The organism is Paraburkholderia sp. C35, from assembly GCF_003121405.1.
In the GTDB taxonomy this organism is placed as follows: domain Bacteria; phylum Pseudomonadota; class Gammaproteobacteria; order Burkholderiales; family Burkholderiaceae; genus Paraburkholderia.
On record NZ_QBUY01000012.1, the window covers coordinates 100,367 to 117,062 of the forward strand.

The following is a 16,696-nucleotide window of genomic DNA, read 5'->3' on the forward strand; positions in this document are numbered from 1 at the left end:
TTCGCCCGTCTACGTCTGACGTGTCGTCAAGACTCGTGACGTAGCGGGTGGCGGGCCGCCTTGCGCGCGTCGTGTTCCCTGACCGTTCGTCTGCCGTGTGCTTGTTCACACGCTGGAACGGAAGGGCACGCGCATGCGCATGGCGACATCGATCACGTTTCCAGGATTTTTCATGCGCATCGTTTCCGCTGCGCTGTCCGCACGCACGCCGCTTTCGCTTGCGTGCGCGGCAGTGTTCGCCGTTCAGCCAGCATGGGCTGACGAAAGTACGACCGATCGTGCCGTCATCGACGCTTCCGCGTCAGATGCTTCGGTCTCCCATCCTTATGTAACGAACCATTCCGCGAATGCGTTGACGGACTCCGCCAACACATTGCAGGCCGTGAGCGTCACGGCCGCGCGCACCGCGCCTGCATTCGCGCCCGACACGCCGGGTGTGGTCGAAAGCGTCACGCGCGAACAGATCGACGCGCACAACATCGTCAACACGGAAGACGCGCTCAAGTACATGCCCAACGTGATGGTGCGCAAGCGCTTCACGGGCGATCGCAACTCGGTGTTCGCCGGGCGCGATTTCAACGAGCTGCAAAGTGCGCGCGGCCTCGTGTACGCCGATGGCCTGCTGCTGTCGAACCTGCTCGGTTCGAGCTACGCGTATCCACCGCGCTGGTCGCTGATCGCTCCCGACGACATCGCGCAGGTCGACGTGCTGTACGGCCCGTTCTCGGCGCTGTATCCGGGCAACTCGATCGGCTCGACCGTGCAGATCACGACGCGACGGCCGGAGAAGCTCGAAGCGTCGCTGGATACGCAGTTCTTCACGCAGCATTACGACGACGCTTACGGCTTCTCGAAGAACTTCGGCGGCAATCATCAGACGGCACATATCGCCGATCGTGTCGGACGGTTCTGGTATTCCCTGACGCTCGACCGTCTGGAGAACAACAGCCAGCCGATGCAGTACGCGAGCCCGAGCAGCACGTACAACGCGAAGCTCGGCGCGCCCGTCGCGGTGACGGGCGCGGCCACCGACATCGGCCCGAACGGCCAGCCGCGCGTGATCGTCGGGCCGCAGACGATGGAGCGCACCGAGCAGATCAACGAAAGCGTGCGCATGGGTTACGCGCTGACCGATCTCGTCGATGCGACGCTCACGCTCGGGCATTGGGAAAACCACTACAAGGACCGCTCGGATACGTTCCTGACGGATGCCGCCGGTAACCCGGTCTATGCGCGCAACGTGTCGATCGGCGGGAAGAACTACACGATCTCGCCGACGGCGTTCTCGCCCGCCAACGGCGACCAGGAGAACTGGCTCTACGCGTTCGGCCTGAATGCGCGGCTCGATTCGGGCTGGAAGCTGTCGGGCATCGTGTCGGCGTATGACGTGTCGCGCGACACGCTGCGCTCATCGCCGACCGCGCCGCCTGCCGCGTACAGCGGCGGCCCCGGCACGATCTTCTACGGCGACGGCACCGGCTGGCGAACGTTCGATCTGAAAGCGGAATCGCCGTTGTACGCGGGCCATGCGCTCACGGTCGGCTATCACTTCGACAACTACTTCCTGCGCAACGAGACCTGGAACACACCCGACTGGCTGACCGGCTCGCCATCGACGCTCGCCAGCACCTATCGCGGCGACACGCGCACGCAGGCGCTCTACGGTCAGGACGCGTGGCATTTGGCGCCCGGCTGGCTGGCCACGCTCGGCCTGCGCTACGAGCGCTGGGACGCCTATGACGGCGCGCTCGGCAACGGTTCGTCCACATTCGGCTACGCGGACCGCAGCGCGAACGCGCTGTCGCCGAAAGCGTCGGTGCAATGGCAGGCCACGCAGGACTGGCTGTTCCGCCTGTCGTTCGCGACGGGCACGCGCTTTCCGAGTGTCGCCGAACTGTTTCAGGGCACGATCTCGAACAACGCGATCGTCAACAACAATCCGGGCCTGAAGCCGGAGAAGGCAATCGACTGGGACTTCACGGCCGAACGCGATGTCGGCGTGGGCGTGGTGCGGGCGAGCGTGTTCCAGAGCGATCTGCGCGATTCGATCTATAGCCAGACCACCGTCAACGGCTCTGCGACGGTCACGAATATCTCGAACGTCGACCGCGTGCGCGTGCGCGGTGTCGAACTGGCGTTCTCGGGGCAGAACGTGCTGCTGCACGGCCTCGATCTCGACGCCAACGTGACGGCGACGAACTCGAAGATTCTCGCCGACTCGGCGAATCCGTCGTATGTCGGGAAGCGCTTTCCGCGCATTCCCGTCGTGCGGGCGAATCTGCTCGCGAATTACCACTTCACGCAGCAGTGGCAGGGCAGCGTCGGAATACGCTACTCCGGCCGCCAGTACAACACGCTCGACAACAGCGATATCAATCCCGACGTCTATGGCGGCACCAGTTCGTTCTTCGTGATCGACCTGAAGGCGCGCTATCAGGTTGGCAAGCACTGGCTTGCGTCGGTGGGCATCGACAACCTGACCGACCGCCGCTACTACGTCTTTCACCCTTATCCGGGCCGCACGTTCTACGGAGAACTCAAATGGATGCTTTAAGAAAATGGGCGGCGGCATGGGCCGTCGGTTTCTCGTTGATACAGCCGGTGATGGCGCACGACATGCAGATGGACATGTCGGGCGGCAAGGGCGGAATGGGCGGTATGAACATGAACGCCGCAGCCGCCGCGAAGCCTGCAAAAGCGCCCCTCGCGACGGGCGCCGCGTTCGATGCGAAGCACAGACTGTGGGTCGCGTGGGTCGAAGGGCAGCACGTCGTCGTCGCGCATTCGGACGATCGAGGCCGCACGCTGACGCCGCCCGTCACGGTCAACGCGATGCCAGAGCCGATCTACACCAGCGCCGAGAACCGCCCGAAAATAGCTGCGAGCCCGGACGCGCAGACGATCTACGTGACCTGGTCGATGCCGCTCGACGCGCCGTACACGGGCATGGTCCGCTTCTCGCGTTCGACCGATGGCGGCGCTACATGGAGCGTCCCGGCCACCGTGCATGGCGACCGGCAGCCGATCACGCATCGTTTCGATTCGCTGATCGTCGATGGGCAAGGGCGCATTTTCGTGACGTGGATCGACAAGCGCGACCTGACGCTGGCGAAAAAAGCGGGCAAGCCGTACGACGGCGCGGCCGTCTACTACGCGGTATCGACGGATGGCGGTCAGACGTTCCAGCCCGAGCGCAAGGTCGCGGATCACAGCTGCGAGTGTTGCCGCATCGCGCTGGCGCTCGACAGCGAAGGCCGCGTGCAGGCGATGTGGCGCAACGTCTTCGAAGGCCAGATCCGCGATCACGCGCTTGCCGTGCTGCCCGCCGAAGCGAGCCAGCCCGTCATGCCGATCCGCGCCACGTTCTCCGGCTGGCACATGGAAGCGTGCCCCGAGCACGGCCCGGCGCTCGCAATCACGCCGGATGGCGTGCGGCATATGGCGTGGTTCAGCGTCGTCAACGGGCGCGCCGATGTCTACTACTCGCGCCTTTCCGCCGATGGCAAGCCGCTCGGCGAGCCGTGGGCGTTCGGCGATACGGGCAAGCCGGACGAGCAGGCGTCGCACGCGGCGCTGATCGCGCGAGGCAAGACGCTGTGGCTCGCGTGGAAGGATTTCGATGGCGACACGATGCGCCTGATGCTGCGCCGCTCCGACGACGCAGGCGCGCACTGGAGCGCGCCGCGCACGCTGGCGCAGACGGCGGGCGGCAGCGACAACCCGCAGTTGCTCGACGACGCGGGTCGCATCTATCTGTCGTGGCGCACGCAGAACGACGGTTACATGCTCCTTCCCATCGAGGAGGGCAGGTAAATGAAACGATGGCTACTGATGCTGGTTTCGTATGTACTCGCGTTCTCGACCGCGTTTGCCGTCGATCTCAAGCCGCTGCGCGCGCCGGATGTCGAAGCGGTGCTCGCCGCTTCCCAAGGCAAACCGCAGATCGTCGAAATCTGGTCGCTCGATTGCAGCTATTGCCGCGAGAACACGGCGCGCATCGTCGAATGGCAGAAGCAGCATCGCGATGTGCGCCTGACGATGATCGCGATGGATCCGATTGATGACAATGCGGCGGCGCTGTCGCAGGTGCTCGCTTCGCTTGCGTTGCCGCCTGGCACCGCGTTCTACGCGAACGCCGAGGCGATTCCGGAAAAGCTGCGCCGCGCGCTCGATCCCAACTGGCGCGGTGAGATGCCGCGCACGCTGCTGATCGACGCACACGGCATGCGTCAGGCATCGAGCGGCATGTTGCAGCCTGCGATGCTCGATGCCTGGCGTCGCTAGCGTCGGGCGTTCACGTTACGTACGCGGGCGTCCTGTGCGTGAGGTTCGCCCGGCACGTCTGGCCAGCGCCTGATCGACTGCGTCGCGCATGCATTGCGCGACCAGTTCCGAGGCCTTGGTCCGCGATGCGCGCGCGGGCCGCGCAATCACCAATGGTTGGCGAATCGTCTCTTCGCGGATCGGACGCTCGACAGCATCGGCTGCAGCTGTCTGATCGCCTTGCGTGATCAGCAGCGACACGCCCAGTCCATTCGCCACCATGCCGCGCACGAGTGCCAGCGAGGTCGCGCGATAACGCACTTCGGGCGCGAGTCCGCATTGCCAGAACGGTGCCATCAGAAACTCGCGGCTGTGCGGCAGATCGATCAGGATGAGCGGTTCTTTCGCGAGATCGTGCAGCGATACCTTGCCCGCTTTCTTCGCTAGCTTCGATGCCGCCGGCACCAATGCGTAGGGCCTGAGTTCTGCCAGACATTCGCGTTCGATGTCGGCAGGCAGGCCGACGTCGTACATCAACGCAAGTTCGATGCGGCTGCTGCGCAGTGCATCCTCGAGTTGCATCAGGTCGCCTTCGATGAAGCGTATCGACAGATCCGGAAAACGTGTGCGCGCGATCTGCAGCAGCACGGGCAGATAGACGGGGGCGATCGTGCTGAACACGCCGATCTGCACTTCGCCCGTGGTGGCATTGCCGCCGTCGTCGGCTTCGAAGGATGCCGCGGCGTTCAGCAATTGATGCGCTTCCGCGAGCTTGCGTACGCCGAAGCGGGTCAAGGTCATCTTCGTACCGGACTCGCGGGTGAACAGCGTGTCGTCGAACAACGCTTCGAGTTCGCGTATCGCCACCGATATGGACGGCTGCGACACGTTCAGCAGCTTCGCGGCCGCCGTGGTGCTGCCCGTTTCGGCCGCCGCCGTGAAATAACGCAGAAGCCGCAACGAGACACGCATCAGAAAATCCTATAGGTGCTAGTTTGATTCCATATTTTACTTGATAGCCTGTCCCGCCCAGAATCGTTGCATCACTCATGACAGGAGCGAACGATGCAACATTCGAATCTGCCGCTCGAAGGGCTGCGCGTGATCGACTTCTCGCGTGTGCTGGCGGGACCCTATTGCGCGGCGCTGCTCGGCGATCTCGGCGCCGACGTGATCAAGATCGAACCGCCTTCCGGCGACGATTACCGCGCCGTCGGCCCGTTCAATGCGGACGGCGAGAGCGGACTGTTCGCCGCGATGAACCGCAACAAGCGCAGCATCGTGCTCGATCTGAAGACGGAAGCGGGGCGCGAACTGGCGCGCGCGCTGTGCGTAGACGCCGATGTCGTGGTCGAGAATTTCCGGCCGGGCGTCGCCGGCAAACTGGGCATCGGTTACGCGGAACTGAGTGTTGCGAACCCGTCGCTCGTGTATGCGAGCGTGTCGGGTTTCGGGCAGACCGGGCCGGAATCGCATCGTCCCGCGTACGACATCATTTTGCAGGCCATGTGCGGGCTGATGGATGCAACGGGTTCGCCCGACGGGCCGCCCACGATGATCGGCGAGTCGGTGTCGGATGTGGTCAGCGGGCTGTTTGCGTCGTGGGGCGTGCTCGCTGCATTGCTTGCGAGAGAGAAGAGCGGCAAGGGCACGCACGTCGATGTGTCGATGTTCGATGCCACGCTCGGCCTGAGTGCAACGCTGGTCGCGCGCTACGCGGCGACGGGCATCGCGCCGCGCCGCGTGGGTAACCGGCATCCGTCGTCGGCGCCGTTCGGCGCGTTTCGCGCGGCCGATGGGTTTTACGTGGTCGCGGTGCTGAACAACAAACTCTTTGCGGCGTTTGCGCATGCAATCGGTGCGCCGTATCTCATCGACGATGCGCGTTTTGCCAGCGATGCATCGCGCTGCCAGCACGAGTCCGCATTGCGCGAAACAATCGAGGCATGGTCGTCGACGCTGAGTGTCGATGAAGTCAATTGCGCGCTTGGCGCAGCCGGTGTTCCCGTTGCGCCGATTCGCAATCTCCAGCAAGCGCTGGAAAGCGAGCATGCCGCGCATCGCGCGGTGCTGACCGAGGTGAAGCGCGATGCAAAACCGACGACGCGTGTGCCGTCGCAGCCCGTGAAGTTTTCCGCCTATGCGAGCAATTGTGTGCAGTCTGCACCTGCGCTTGGCGAACACGCCGACGCGCTGTTACAGCAGCTTGGTTACGACGCCGAAGACATTGCCGTGTTACGCGAACGTGGCGCGTTTGGCGCCGAGGCTATCAATGTGGCTACTAAGGAGCGCGACCATGCGTAAGCGACTGGGCGTCGAAGACAGCGACCTCGAAATCGCCGATGCAATCTCGCGCTTCGCGCAGAGCGAACTGGCACCGCACGCCGCGCAAATCGATCGCGATGAAGTGTCCACCACGCACTATGTCGCGCAACTTGCTGAACTCGGTGTGATGGGCATGAATCTGCCCGAACGATGGGGCGGCGCCGAGGCGTCGGCGGTGGCGATCGTGCTGTCGCTGGTGGAGATCGCGAAGGCTTGCGCATCGACGTCGTCGATGATCGGCGCGCACTACCTTGCCACCGATTCGATTCTGATCGGCGGCGACGATGCGTTACGCGATCGCTATCTGCCTGAAGCCGCGAGCGGCGCAAAGCTCGGCGCTTTCGCGCTGACCGAACCGCGCGCAGGCTCCAATCCCGCCGACATGGCGACGCGTGCCACTCGCGAAGGTGATGGCTACCGGCTCACGGGCGTCAAACACTTCATCTCGAACGCGGATGCGGCGGGGTTCATCGTCGTGTATGCGAAGACCGATCCCGAAGCCGGCACGCGTGGAATCAGCGCGTTCGTGGTCGACAGGAACACGCCCGGTGTCGAGGTCGCGCCCGCCGAAAAACTGATGGGCATTCGCGGTGCGCCTGCGCACGAAGTGGCGCTCGACTGTTTCGTACCGGCTACGAATCGACTCGGCGCGGAAGGCAGTGGTTTTCGTACTGCGATGAAGGTGCTCGACAATAGTCGGCTAGATGTGGCCGCAACGGCTATCGGCATCGCGGAGGCGGCGCTGACGGCGGCAACTGGCTGGCTGAAGGAGCGGCAGGTTGGTGGCGAACCGCTGGCAGCGCGACAAGGCTTGCAATGGACAATCGCCGATATGAAAACGCGGCTCGAAGCGTCCTGGCTGCTGACCTTGCAGGCAGCGGCGAGACGCGCGGCGGGCGAGCCGTTCACGCAGGATGCGTCGATGGCTAAGCTGTATGCATCGGAGATGGTTGCGTTCGTCACCGATGCCGCGTTGCAGATGCATGGCGGATACGGCTTCACGCGTGAGATGCCGCTGGAGCGTTACATGCGCGATGCACGCATTCTGCGCATCTACGAAGGATCGTCCGAGATTCAGCGAACGGTGATCGCGCGGACGGTTTTGGGGTGAGGAGCGTGAGCTTTGCTAGCGACAGCTTGCGATGACAACGCAACGTATTACGTGCATCGATATACGTCTTTCAATTCGGCGAACCAAAACAAAAAGCCCAGTCACGAGGACTGGGCTTTTTGTTTGATTCTGCTGGTGCCGGAAAGAGGAATCGAACCCCCGACCTTCGCATTACGAATGCGCTGCTCTACCGTCTGAGCTATTCCGGCTCCGTTGTTGCTTTCGTTTTTATTCGTCAGCAACGAAGAAGCAAGATTATAGAATGCTCGTTAGAGCGTTGCAAGTACTTTTCTCAACTTTTCTTTTCGAGATGATAGCGGGTCACGCGATCGACTTCGTTCTTCGAGCCGAGGAACACGGCGACACGCTCATGCAGGCTCTTCGGCTGGATGTCGAGGATGCGCTTCTCGCCATTGGTTGCCGCGCCGCCCGCCTGTTCGACGATGAACGCCATCGGGTTTGCTTCGTACATCAGGCGCAACTTGCCGGGCTTCGACGGATCGCGCTTGTCGGCGGGATACATGAAGATGCCGCCGCGGTTCAGGATACGATGCACATCCGCGACCATCGATGCGATCCAGCGCATGTTGAAGTCGGACTGGCGAGGACCGTCCTTGCCAGCGTTCAGTTCGCCGATGTACTGCTGCACGGGATCGAACCAGTGACGCTGGTTAGACGCGTTGATCGCATATTCGCGCGTTTCGACGGGAATGCGCATGTCGCTCTGCGTGAGCACCCACGAACCCAGTTCGCGGTCGAGCGTGAAGCAGTTGACGCCGTTGCCCGTGGTCAGCACGAGCACCGTTTGCGGACCGTACACGGCATAACCTGCGGCGACCTGCTGCGTGCCCTTTTGCAGGAACGACTGCTCTGTGGGCTGCTGGCCGTCCGGGCAGCGCAGCACCGAGAAGATCGTGCCGATCGACACGTTGACGTCGATATTCGACGAGCCGTCGAGCGGATCGAACACCAGCAGGTATTCGCCCTTCGGATAGTTTGCCGGGATCGGGAAGAACTGTTCCATCTCTTCCGATGCCATGCCGGCCAGGTTGCCGCCCCATTCGTTGGCTTCGAGGAGGATTTCGTTCGACAGGATGTCGAGCTTCTTCTGCACTTCGCCCTGCACGTTCTCGCTGCCGGCCGTGCCGAGCGCATCGCCGAGCGCGCCCTTGCTGACGTGATAGCTGATGGCCTTGCACGCGCGCGCGACGACTTCGATCAGCAGGCGCAGATCGGCAGGCAGATTATTGTTTTCGCGCTGCTGCTCGATCAGATACTTCGTGAGAGTGGTACGACGTTGCAAAGACATTGCAGTACTCCGGAGAGGCTTGGGAATTCCCTGATTTTAACCTTTCGATGTGGGGGTTCCGTGACTTTAAAAAATCGGCGGTTGCGCCCACGCCACCCGTTGCGGAATCGGCTCGGCTAAATACCGTCAACGCGAGGCTGTTCGGCGTGTTGCTGCCGCTGCGTCTTCGGCGGCTTTCGACTGCGCACGCGGCAGTTGAGAAGGCTTCAGCCGGCGCGACGGTGGCAGCGGCTCGATTTCGCGCTCGATCTGTTCGCCCGATTCGGCAATGGCAACCCGCAAGTCATAGGCGATCTGCAGATTGAGCCAGAAGTGCGCGCTATTGCGAAAAAAACGTGCCAGTCGCAGCGCGGTTTCCGACGAGATGGCCCGCTTGCCGCGCACGATGTCGTTGATGCGCGGCGCCGGCACGCGCAGCTTGATCGACAGTGCGTTGGCCGACAGGCCGAGCGGTTCCATGAACTCGCTGCGCAGGACGTCGCCAGGCGTGGTTTCGGACATGCGTTCGCCGCTGGAAACCTCGGAGAAGTCGATGTTGTCGAGTTCGGCGCGTTTGATGACCATGCGGGTCTCCCGTGATTCAGTGATAGTCGACGATCTCGACATTGAGCGCGTCGCCGTTGATGTTGCACGAACACGCCCTGGAAGACGGCCGCTGTTTCTTTGTCGTTGAATGAAGAGATCACGGGGAGTGTATAACGCGTCATGTTAAACGTAAACTATTAAATGAACACGTTCAGTGTGATCTCGAAGCGGGCGTGACAACAGTCGGCAATGCGGCATAGGACAAATGCCATCGCACGCAGCAGACGAAAAAAAGCCGGCACACGTGCCGGCTTTTTCATACATCGACGAACCGTCAGCTATCAGGCCAACGCCTTCTCGACGATTTCACGCACATCGCGCGATTTCGCCTGCGTCGCGACCTTCTCCAGCGCGGCGCGCATCTGGTCGCGCAACGCCGGCGTGAAGCGGCGCCACAGTTCCAGCGCCCGCGCAAGACGCGCAGCAACCTGCGGGTTGAGCGCGTCGAGTGCGATCACCTGTTCGGCCCAGAACGCATAGCCCGAGCCGTCCTGCGCGTGGAACTGCGCCGGATTCGCCGAGCAGAAGCTGAAGATCAGCGAACGTGCGCGGTTCGGGTTCTTCAGGTTGAAGGCGGGATGCGTCATCAGCTTGCGCACGATCTCGATCACGGGCCGCTGCTTCGCGCCGCGTTGCATGGCTTGCAGCGCGAACCACTTGTCGATCACGAGCGGCTCGTTCTCAAAGCGGCGATAGAAGTCGTCGAGTGCTTCGGCCGCCGCCGCGCCGCCGTTCGATGCCGCCGCCGTTAGCAATGCCGACAGCGCCGCCGCGCGAGCCGTCATGTTGTTGGCCGCGGCGTACTGGGCCTTTGCGAGTCGCACGGCATCGACCGGATCTTGCAGTTCGGCGAGATAGGCGAGCGCCAGATTCTTCAGCGCGCGATGGCCGCCTGCTGCAGGTGTCGGCTCATATTCGCCCGGCGTCTGATGCCGTTCGTAGATCGCGAGCCAGTCGCCCTTGAGCGCCGATGCCAGACGCTTGCGCACGAACTGGCGCGCACTGTGCACGGCGGCAGGATTCGACTCGTCCATCTGCTCGGCGAGATAGGCCTCCGACGGCAGCATCAGCGCCAGTTCGCGGAAGGCCGGCGAGAGCGACTCGTCCGTCAGCACCCGGCCGAACGCGGCGACGACGGTGTCGTCCAGTTCCAGCGCCTTGCCTGTTGCGGCATATTCGGCGAGCGTCAGCAGTTCGCGCGTCGCGAGACGCTGGCCGGCTTCCCAGCGGTTGAACGGATCGCTGTCGTGCGCGAGCAGGAAGGCGAGTTCATCGGCTGTGTAGTCGTACTCGACCACAACCGGCGACGAGAAATTGCGCAGCAGCGACGGCAGCGGCTTCTCAGCGACATCGACGAAGGTGAAGCTCTGTTCCTTCTCCGTGAATTCGAGCACGCGCGTGGTCTGCGGCGAAGCGGCAGCCTCGCCTTCGAGACGCAGCGGCAGGTCGGCGCCGTCTTCGCCGATCAGGCCAATGGCAAACGGAATCAGCAGCGGACCTTTCTGCGTTTCACGCGCCGCCGCCGATCCATCGCCGTAGCCCTGCGTGAGCTTGACGGTGTAGCGTTTTTGCGCGGCGTCATAGTGGGTATCGACGGTGACGCGCGGCGTGCCTGCCTGGCTGTACCAGCGCTCGTATTGCGCGAGGTCGCGGCCATTGGCGTCGGCCATCGCGTGACGGAAGTCGTCGCACGTTACGGCCTGGCCGTCGTGGCGCTTGAAATACAGATCCATCCCGCGCCGGAAGCCGTCGCGTCCGAACAGCGTCTGATACATCCGCACGACTTCCGAACCCTTCTCATAGACGGTCATCGTGTAGAAGTTGTTGATTTCGACGTAGCTTTCCGGGCGCACCGGATGCGCCATCGGGCCGGCGTCTTCGGCGAACTGCATCTGGCGCAGCACGCGCACGTCTTCGATACGCTTGGTCGCGCGGGACGCCTGGTCGTCAACTGAACTGCCGCCGCTCGCCATGTCCGCGGAAACCTCCTGGTCGCGGAACACGGTCAGGCCTTCTTTCAGGCTCAACTGGAACCAGTCGCGGCAGGTGACGCGGTTGCCTGTCCAGTTATGGAAGTATTCGTGGCCGACCACGGCCTCGATGTTCGAGAAGTCGGTATCCGTCGCCGTCTCGGGATTGGCCAGCACGTACTTCGTGTTGAAGATATTGAGGCCCTTGTTCTCCATCGCGCCCATGTTGAAGTCGCTCACGGCGACGATCATGAAGCGGTCCAGATCGAGTTCGAGGCCAAAGCGTTCCTCGTCCCAGCGGATCGAGTTGATCAGCGAATCCATCGCGTGGCGCGTCTTGTCGAGATCGTGCGGCTCGACCCAGACCTGCAGCAGCTTTTCCTTGCCCGAACCCGTCTTCACGCGCTCTTCCAGCGCGACCAGCTTGCCCGCGACCAGCGCGAACAGATAGCTCGGCTTCCTGAACGGATCTTCCCAGCGCGCGAAGTGGCGGCCGTCAGGCAGATCGCCTTCTTCGAGCAGATTGCCGTTGGACAGCAGCACCGGGTACGCGGCCTTGTCGGCGCGCAGCGTCACGGTGTACGTGGACATCACGTCGGGGCGATCGAGGAACCACGTGATGCGGCGGAAGCCCTCGGCTTCGCACTGCGTAAAGAAGTTGCCGCTCGACACATACAGGCCCGACAGCGTCGTGTTCGCGGCGGCGTTGGTGATGCCCGTCAAGGTCAGTTCGAACGAATCGGGCACATTGTCGACGGTGAGGCCGTGCTCGTGCGCATGGACGCTGGCATAGGGCTTGCCGTCGATGGCTGCCTCGACGAATTCCAGTGCCTCGCCCATCAGTTCGAGATGGGTGGCGCGCACGGCGTCGGGGTTGCGACGAATGCGCATCGTATTCCTGACGACCGTGCGCTCGGGGACGAGATCGAACTCGAGTGCGACGGTATCGATGAGAAAGGCGGGCGGCGCATAGTCGGCGCGGCGGATCACTTGAGGCGTTTCGGTATCGGCCATGGTCTCGTGTCGGGAATAAGCTCGAAGCCGGCGCGTTATAGACATACTGGGGGACGGCGCGCCGGGGATCGGACCATTGTACAAAGCCTCGGCCGATCGTGCGGAGAGAACTTTTTACCGTCCCGACCAGTCAGCGTATTATCGGGCCGCACGCGCGGCAAGCGCGAGCGACGATACCAACGAGGAAGACCATGAAGCTCGACCGATTGACCCGCCAGGCCGCACTCGTGCTCGCGGCGGTTGCCACGCTGCTGGCTGGCTGCACGTCGTATGTGACGACGCAGGTGACGGCCTTTTCCGACTGGAGCGGCAGCGACGCGACGCGCACTTACGCGTTCTCGCGCACGGGTGACCAGAAGAACAGTCTCGAACAGGCCACCTACGAGCAGATCGTGGCGAACGAACTCGCCACGCATGCATTCCGTCAGGCCGACGAGCGCCAGGCGCACTACCTGGTCGCGCTCGCTTATGGCATGCGTTCGGATACCGTAACGGTGTCGCAGCCTGTTTACTACTACAGTGCGTGGCCCGGTCCGTACTACTGGGGCCGTCCGTTCGATCCGTGGGGCCCCTGGGGACCGTGGGGTCCGTATTCGGGCGGCTATGTGAACCAGAGCTATCCTGTGTTCACGCATCTGCTGGGGATCCGCATTACGGATCGTGCGACAGGCAAGGAGCTGTATAACGTGACGGCGCGCAACACGGACGAGCAGTCGTCGCTGATTGCTGCCATGCCGTATCTGGCGCGCAGCGCGATGTCCGACTTCCCGATGGGCAACGGCGTTGTGCGCACCGTGAAGCTGCCCGTCGACGGCAAGGGCGGCGTGTCGAACGAGATGGCGGCGGGCAGCGCCGCGCCGCCGGAACCGGCTTCGGGCGCCAAGACGGTTCAGTAATTCAGTAAGCGTGCCCGGAGCGGTGTCGCAAGTCGCGGATAAGCAAAGGAAAAACGGCCGCATCGTGAAAGCGATGCGGCCGTTTTTCCGTGCGGTGTATCGATCCGCAGCGATTGTCAAATGCCCCAGTGCACCGTCAGATGCCGATGCCCATCACTGCCATCGCGCCGAGCACCACGAACATCACCGCGGCGATCCCGTGCACGAGCTTCGTCGGCAGTTTGTGCGCAAAGCGGTCGCCGAGCAGGATCGCCGGCACGTTGGCGATCATCATGCCGAGCGTCGTGCCCGCGACGACACCGAAGAACTCGTGGAAGCGCGCGGCGAGCGCCACGGTGGCGATCTGTGTCTTGTCGCCCATTTCGGCGAGAAAGAAGGTGACCACGGTGGCGCCGAATACGCCGAGATGCGTGCGGCTGGTGTTCGCTTCTTCGTCGTCGAGCTTGTCGGGCACGAGAATCCACAAGCCCATGCCGATAAACGATGCCGCCAGCGCCCAGCGCATCACGGTCGGCGTGAGCAGCGAGCCGAGCCACGCGCCGAGCGCGCCGGCGCCCGCATGGTTGACGAGCGTCGCGACCAGTACGCCGAGAATGATCGGGAGCGGCTTGCGATAGCGCGCCGCGAGGACGAGCGACAGCAGTTGCGTCTTGTCGCCGATTTCAGCGAGCGCGACCGCGCCGGTCGATATCAGAAAGGCTTGTTCCACGTTTGATAGATTCCCCGGGCCGAGATGTGTGCGAGCGACGATCCACGACGCGCCGGGCCCAACAACGGCGGGTGTGGATCATCGGTCTCGCCAGGCCAGAGGCTGCGACTGCCATGGCCGGTCAGGCCAAGTCTGTTGACAGTCGCCCCCGCGAATCACGCACGCTGCGCTTGCCGGCCGATGGCCGTTGCGCGGGCATGAAGCGGGGCGGCTACTCCCCAATGAGCGGCGGAGTATAGCACGCAAGTTTGCGCAAAAAACGCAGTTTACGTGTGACTTACGATCGCGTTTTCCCGACTTACAGCATGTCATTGCAAAACGGGGCGAGATAATCGTTTTTTTACGGATTCGTCGTACCTGGCCAACGGAACGCGGGACGTAACAAAAGCCCGGCGCGCGAGGGCGGCGGCGCGCCTGCCAAGGCCCGTCAGGCAAAGAGGGCGGAGCCGGGCAAGCGGGTCGTCGCATGCAAGAGACGGATACAGATGGATACGTCTTTTCTGGCTGATTTCAGCCAAAATCGTCTGTATCATTTTGGGCGGCCGTGGTAATGACCAGACGAAAGCCCGTTTTGGCGTCCCGCCCCTAAATAATCACCGCTGCGTGCCGTTATTTGGGTGAATCCTTAAAACAAGAGTGGACTCACCGAACTGGCGCCGCACCTCGCTCCGAGTAGCGCGCTTAACAGCCGTAGAAGGCAAGAGCGCCTCTGGCGTCAACAGCCCTTAGCCTTCACGCGCGAACACCGATATGCCCGATCTGCACTGGACCATTCCGGTTGCTCGCTGGTCTTCCTGGCCTGCCGCCGCAGCCGTCGCACCCGACATTGGCTTTATCGAGCCGATGGTGCGGCGTCGCCTGAGCACGCTGTCGCGGATCGCGCTGAAGGTCGCGCACGACTGCGCCGCTGACCGGCCCAATGTCCGGATCGCGTTCGCGTCGCGGCACGGCGAACTGCGCCGTACTACGGATATTTTGCGCAACATCAGCGCCGGCGAGCCGGTCTCGCCCACTTCGTTCAGTCTGTCCGTGCTCAATGCGATGACGGGCGTGTTCGGCATTTCGCGCGGCGACCGCACGGCTGCCAGCGCGCTGTCTGCCGGCGCCGAAACGCTTGGCTATGCGTTGCTCGAAGCGCACGCGCAATACGCGACCGATTCATCCACGCCGGTTCTGCTCGTCTATGCCGACGAACCCGCCGATCCTGCCTACGGCACGATCGAAGAGGAAGTGCAGGGCGGCGCAGTCGCGATCCTGTTCGACGAAGCGCCGACGGGTCACCTGTCGTGTGCGCGCACGGCCGTGGTTGCCGCAGACACCACGCACGAAGGATCGGGCACTCTCTTTGCAACCCAGAGTCAGGCTGTGCATCACTGCCTCGACACACACGCGGCTGCGCAATGGCGCGGCGAATCGGCGGTCTGGGAATGGAGCTGGCATGAAGGCGTGGCTTGATTACCACTGGCGCCTGATCGCAACGGCGCTTGCGTTCACTGCGTTCGGCATCTGCGGACTCGGCTTTTCGCTGATCCTGTTTCCGCTCGCCTGGCTGTGGCCGCATCGCGCGACGAAGCAACTGGCGATCACGGCCATCATCCACGCGTTCTTTCGCGCACTGGTCGCCGTGCTGCAGTGGGTCGGCGTAATGGAACTCGACGCGCACGGCATTGCCGCGCTGCGCCGCAAGCGCAATGAACCCGCCATCGTCGTCGCGAATCATCCGACGTGGCTCGACGTGATGGTGCTGCTGTCATTGACGCCGCGCGCGTGCTGCGTGGTGAAGAGCGCGCACTGGGGCAACCCGTTCTTATGGGGTGTGGTGCGCGCAGCGGAATACGTGAGCAATGCCGACCCGCTCGAACTCGTCGAAGCCGGCGCGCGACAGCTTGAACGTGGCTACACGATGATCATTTTTCCGGAAGGCACGCGCAGCCCGGCGCGCAACCGGATGCACGCTTTCTCGCGCGGTTTCGCGCATATGGCGCTGAAGTCCGGCGCGCCGATTTTGCCCGTCCTGATGGACTGCGACCCGCCCGCTTTCACCAAAGGCATGCGCTGGTACAACGTGCCGGAACGCGCGTTCCGCATGCGCGTCAACGTGCTCGAACCGCTCGGCGCGGACGCGCTGGCGGCGCACGACGAACCGCCCGCGCTGGCTGCCCGCACAGTGACGAGCGCCATCGAAGCACACATCACACAGCACCTGTTCGACTATGGATTCTTTAAAGCTTGAAATCAAACAGCTTCTGATCGAAGCACTCGATCTGGAAGACCTGACGCCCGCCGACATCGACGACGATGCACCGTTGTTCGATACGGACGGCGTCGGCCTCGATTCGATCGACGCGCTCGAGATCGGCATCGTGCTGCGAAAACACTATCAACTGACGATCGCGGCGAACGACGACCGCACGCGAGAGCACTTCCGCTCGATCAATACGCTTGCGGCGCTGGTGGCGAGCCAGCGCGAGCTTGCGCATGAATCGGGCGATACAACAAAGAAAGGGGAATGAC

The 16,696-nt window shown here is 63.0% G+C and carries 14 protein-coding genes, 1 tRNA gene and 1 riboswitch; of the genes, 9 read left to right on the forward strand and 6 right to left on the reverse strand.

The window, feature by feature from the left end:
• Positions 1-172: 172 nt before the first annotated feature.
• The 3 genes from DK391_RS10770 to DK391_RS10780 all read left to right on the forward strand — a co-directional run bounded on the left by DK391_RS10770 (position 173) and on the right by DK391_RS10780 (position 4,284).
• Positions 173-2,554 (forward strand): TonB-dependent receptor, encoded by a 2,382-nt coding sequence (locus DK391_RS10770; protein WP_109478027.1) that lies wholly within the window; start codon positions 173-175, stop codon positions 2,552-2,554.
• A gap of 95 nt (positions 2,555-2,649) precedes the next feature.
• On the forward strand, positions 2,650-3,813 hold the full coding sequence (locus DK391_RS10775; RefSeq protein WP_239482789.1) for a sialidase family protein: 1,164 nt from the start codon (positions 2,650-2,652) through the stop codon (positions 3,811-3,813).
• Positions 3,814-4,284 (forward strand): thiol-disulfide isomerase, encoded by a 471-nt coding sequence (locus tag DK391_RS10780; RefSeq protein WP_109477990.1) that lies wholly within the window; start codon positions 3,814-3,816, stop codon positions 4,282-4,284.
• 15 nt (positions 4,285-4,299) lie between these two features.
• Here DK391_RS10780 and DK391_RS10785 read toward each other — a convergent pair whose 3' ends face one another.
• On the reverse strand, positions 4,300-5,235 hold the full coding sequence (locus DK391_RS10785) for a LysR family transcriptional regulator (protein ID WP_109477991.1): 936 nt from the start codon (positions 5,233-5,235) through the stop codon (positions 4,300-4,302).
• 93 nt (positions 5,236-5,328) lie between these two features.
• Here DK391_RS10785 and DK391_RS10790 point away from each other — a divergent pair, with 93 nt between their 5' ends.
• The gene (locus DK391_RS10790) at positions 5,329-6,567 is read left to right on the forward strand and encodes a CoA transferase (protein ID WP_109477992.1); all 1,239 of its coding nucleotides are present in this window, start codon (positions 5,329-5,331) and stop codon (positions 6,565-6,567) included.
• Complete coding sequence (locus tag DK391_RS10795; RefSeq protein WP_109477993.1) at positions 6,560-7,699, forward strand: acyl-CoA dehydrogenase family protein; 1,140 nt, start codon at positions 6,560-6,562, stop codon at positions 7,697-7,699. The genes DK391_RS10790 and DK391_RS10795 overlap by 8 nt, the downstream gene beginning before the upstream one ends.
• A 133-nt stretch (positions 7,700-7,832) precedes the next feature.
• Here DK391_RS10795 and DK391_RS10800 read toward each other — a convergent pair.
• From DK391_RS10800 to pepN, 4 genes are all read right to left on the reverse strand, one after another.
• Positions 7,833-7,908, reverse strand: a tRNA-Thr gene (locus DK391_RS10800).
• Between the two features lie 83 nt (positions 7,909-7,991).
• Entirely contained in the window at positions 7,992-9,008 is a 1,017-nt protein-coding gene (locus tag DK391_RS10805) for a class 1 fructose-bisphosphatase (RefSeq protein WP_109477994.1), read from the reverse strand.
• Positions 9,009-9,134: 126 nt separating this feature from the next.
• Positions 9,135-9,572 carry a HigA family addiction module antitoxin gene (locus DK391_RS10810; protein ID WP_109477995.1) on the reverse strand — a complete coding sequence of 146 codons (438 nt, stop codon included), beginning with the start codon at positions 9,570-9,572 and terminating at the stop codon, positions 9,135-9,137.
• A gap of 302 nt (positions 9,573-9,874) precedes the next feature.
• Complete coding sequence (gene pepN / locus DK391_RS10820) at positions 9,875-12,577, reverse strand: aminopeptidase N (protein WP_109477996.1); 2,703 nt, start codon at positions 12,575-12,577, stop codon at positions 9,875-9,877.
• Positions 12,578-12,768: 191 nt separating this feature from the next.
• Between pepN and DK391_RS10825 the strand changes: the two genes are divergently transcribed.
• Positions 12,769-13,473, forward strand: coding sequence for a DUF4136 domain-containing protein (locus DK391_RS10825; protein WP_109477997.1), 705 nt, complete (start codon positions 12,769-12,771; stop codon positions 13,471-13,473).
• Between the two features lie 136 nt (positions 13,474-13,609).
• Here the strand turns inward: DK391_RS10825 and DK391_RS10830 are convergent, their stop codons facing one another.
• Entirely contained in the window at positions 13,610-14,182 is a 573-nt protein-coding gene (locus DK391_RS10830; RefSeq protein ID WP_109477998.1) for a TMEM165/GDT1 family protein, read from the reverse strand.
• A gap of 54 nt (positions 14,183-14,236) precedes the next feature.
• Positions 14,237-14,414, reverse strand: a riboswitch (yybP-ykoY riboswitch).
• A gap of 518 nt (positions 14,415-14,932) precedes the next feature.
• On the opposite strand from DK391_RS10830, the gene DK391_RS10835 reads away from it, so the two are divergent.
• From DK391_RS10835 to DK391_RS10845, 3 genes are read left to right on the forward strand one after another with little or no spacing between them, the layout of a single operon-like run.
• On the forward strand, positions 14,933-15,637 hold the full coding sequence (locus DK391_RS10835) for a beta-ketoacyl synthase chain length factor (protein WP_109477999.1): 705 nt from the start codon (positions 14,933-14,935) through the stop codon (positions 15,635-15,637).
• Complete coding sequence (locus DK391_RS10840) at positions 15,621-16,415, forward strand: lysophospholipid acyltransferase family protein (protein ID WP_109478000.1); 795 nt, start codon at positions 15,621-15,623, stop codon at positions 16,413-16,415. The genes DK391_RS10835 and DK391_RS10840 overlap by 17 nt, the downstream gene beginning before the upstream one ends.
• A complete protein-coding gene (locus DK391_RS10845) occupies positions 16,396-16,695 on the forward strand; it encodes a phosphopantetheine-binding protein (protein ID WP_109478001.1) in 300 nt (99 codons plus the stop codon). Before DK391_RS10840 ends, DK391_RS10845 begins: the two co-directional genes overlap by 20 nt.
• The last annotated feature ends 1 nt before the right edge of the window (position 16,696 follow it).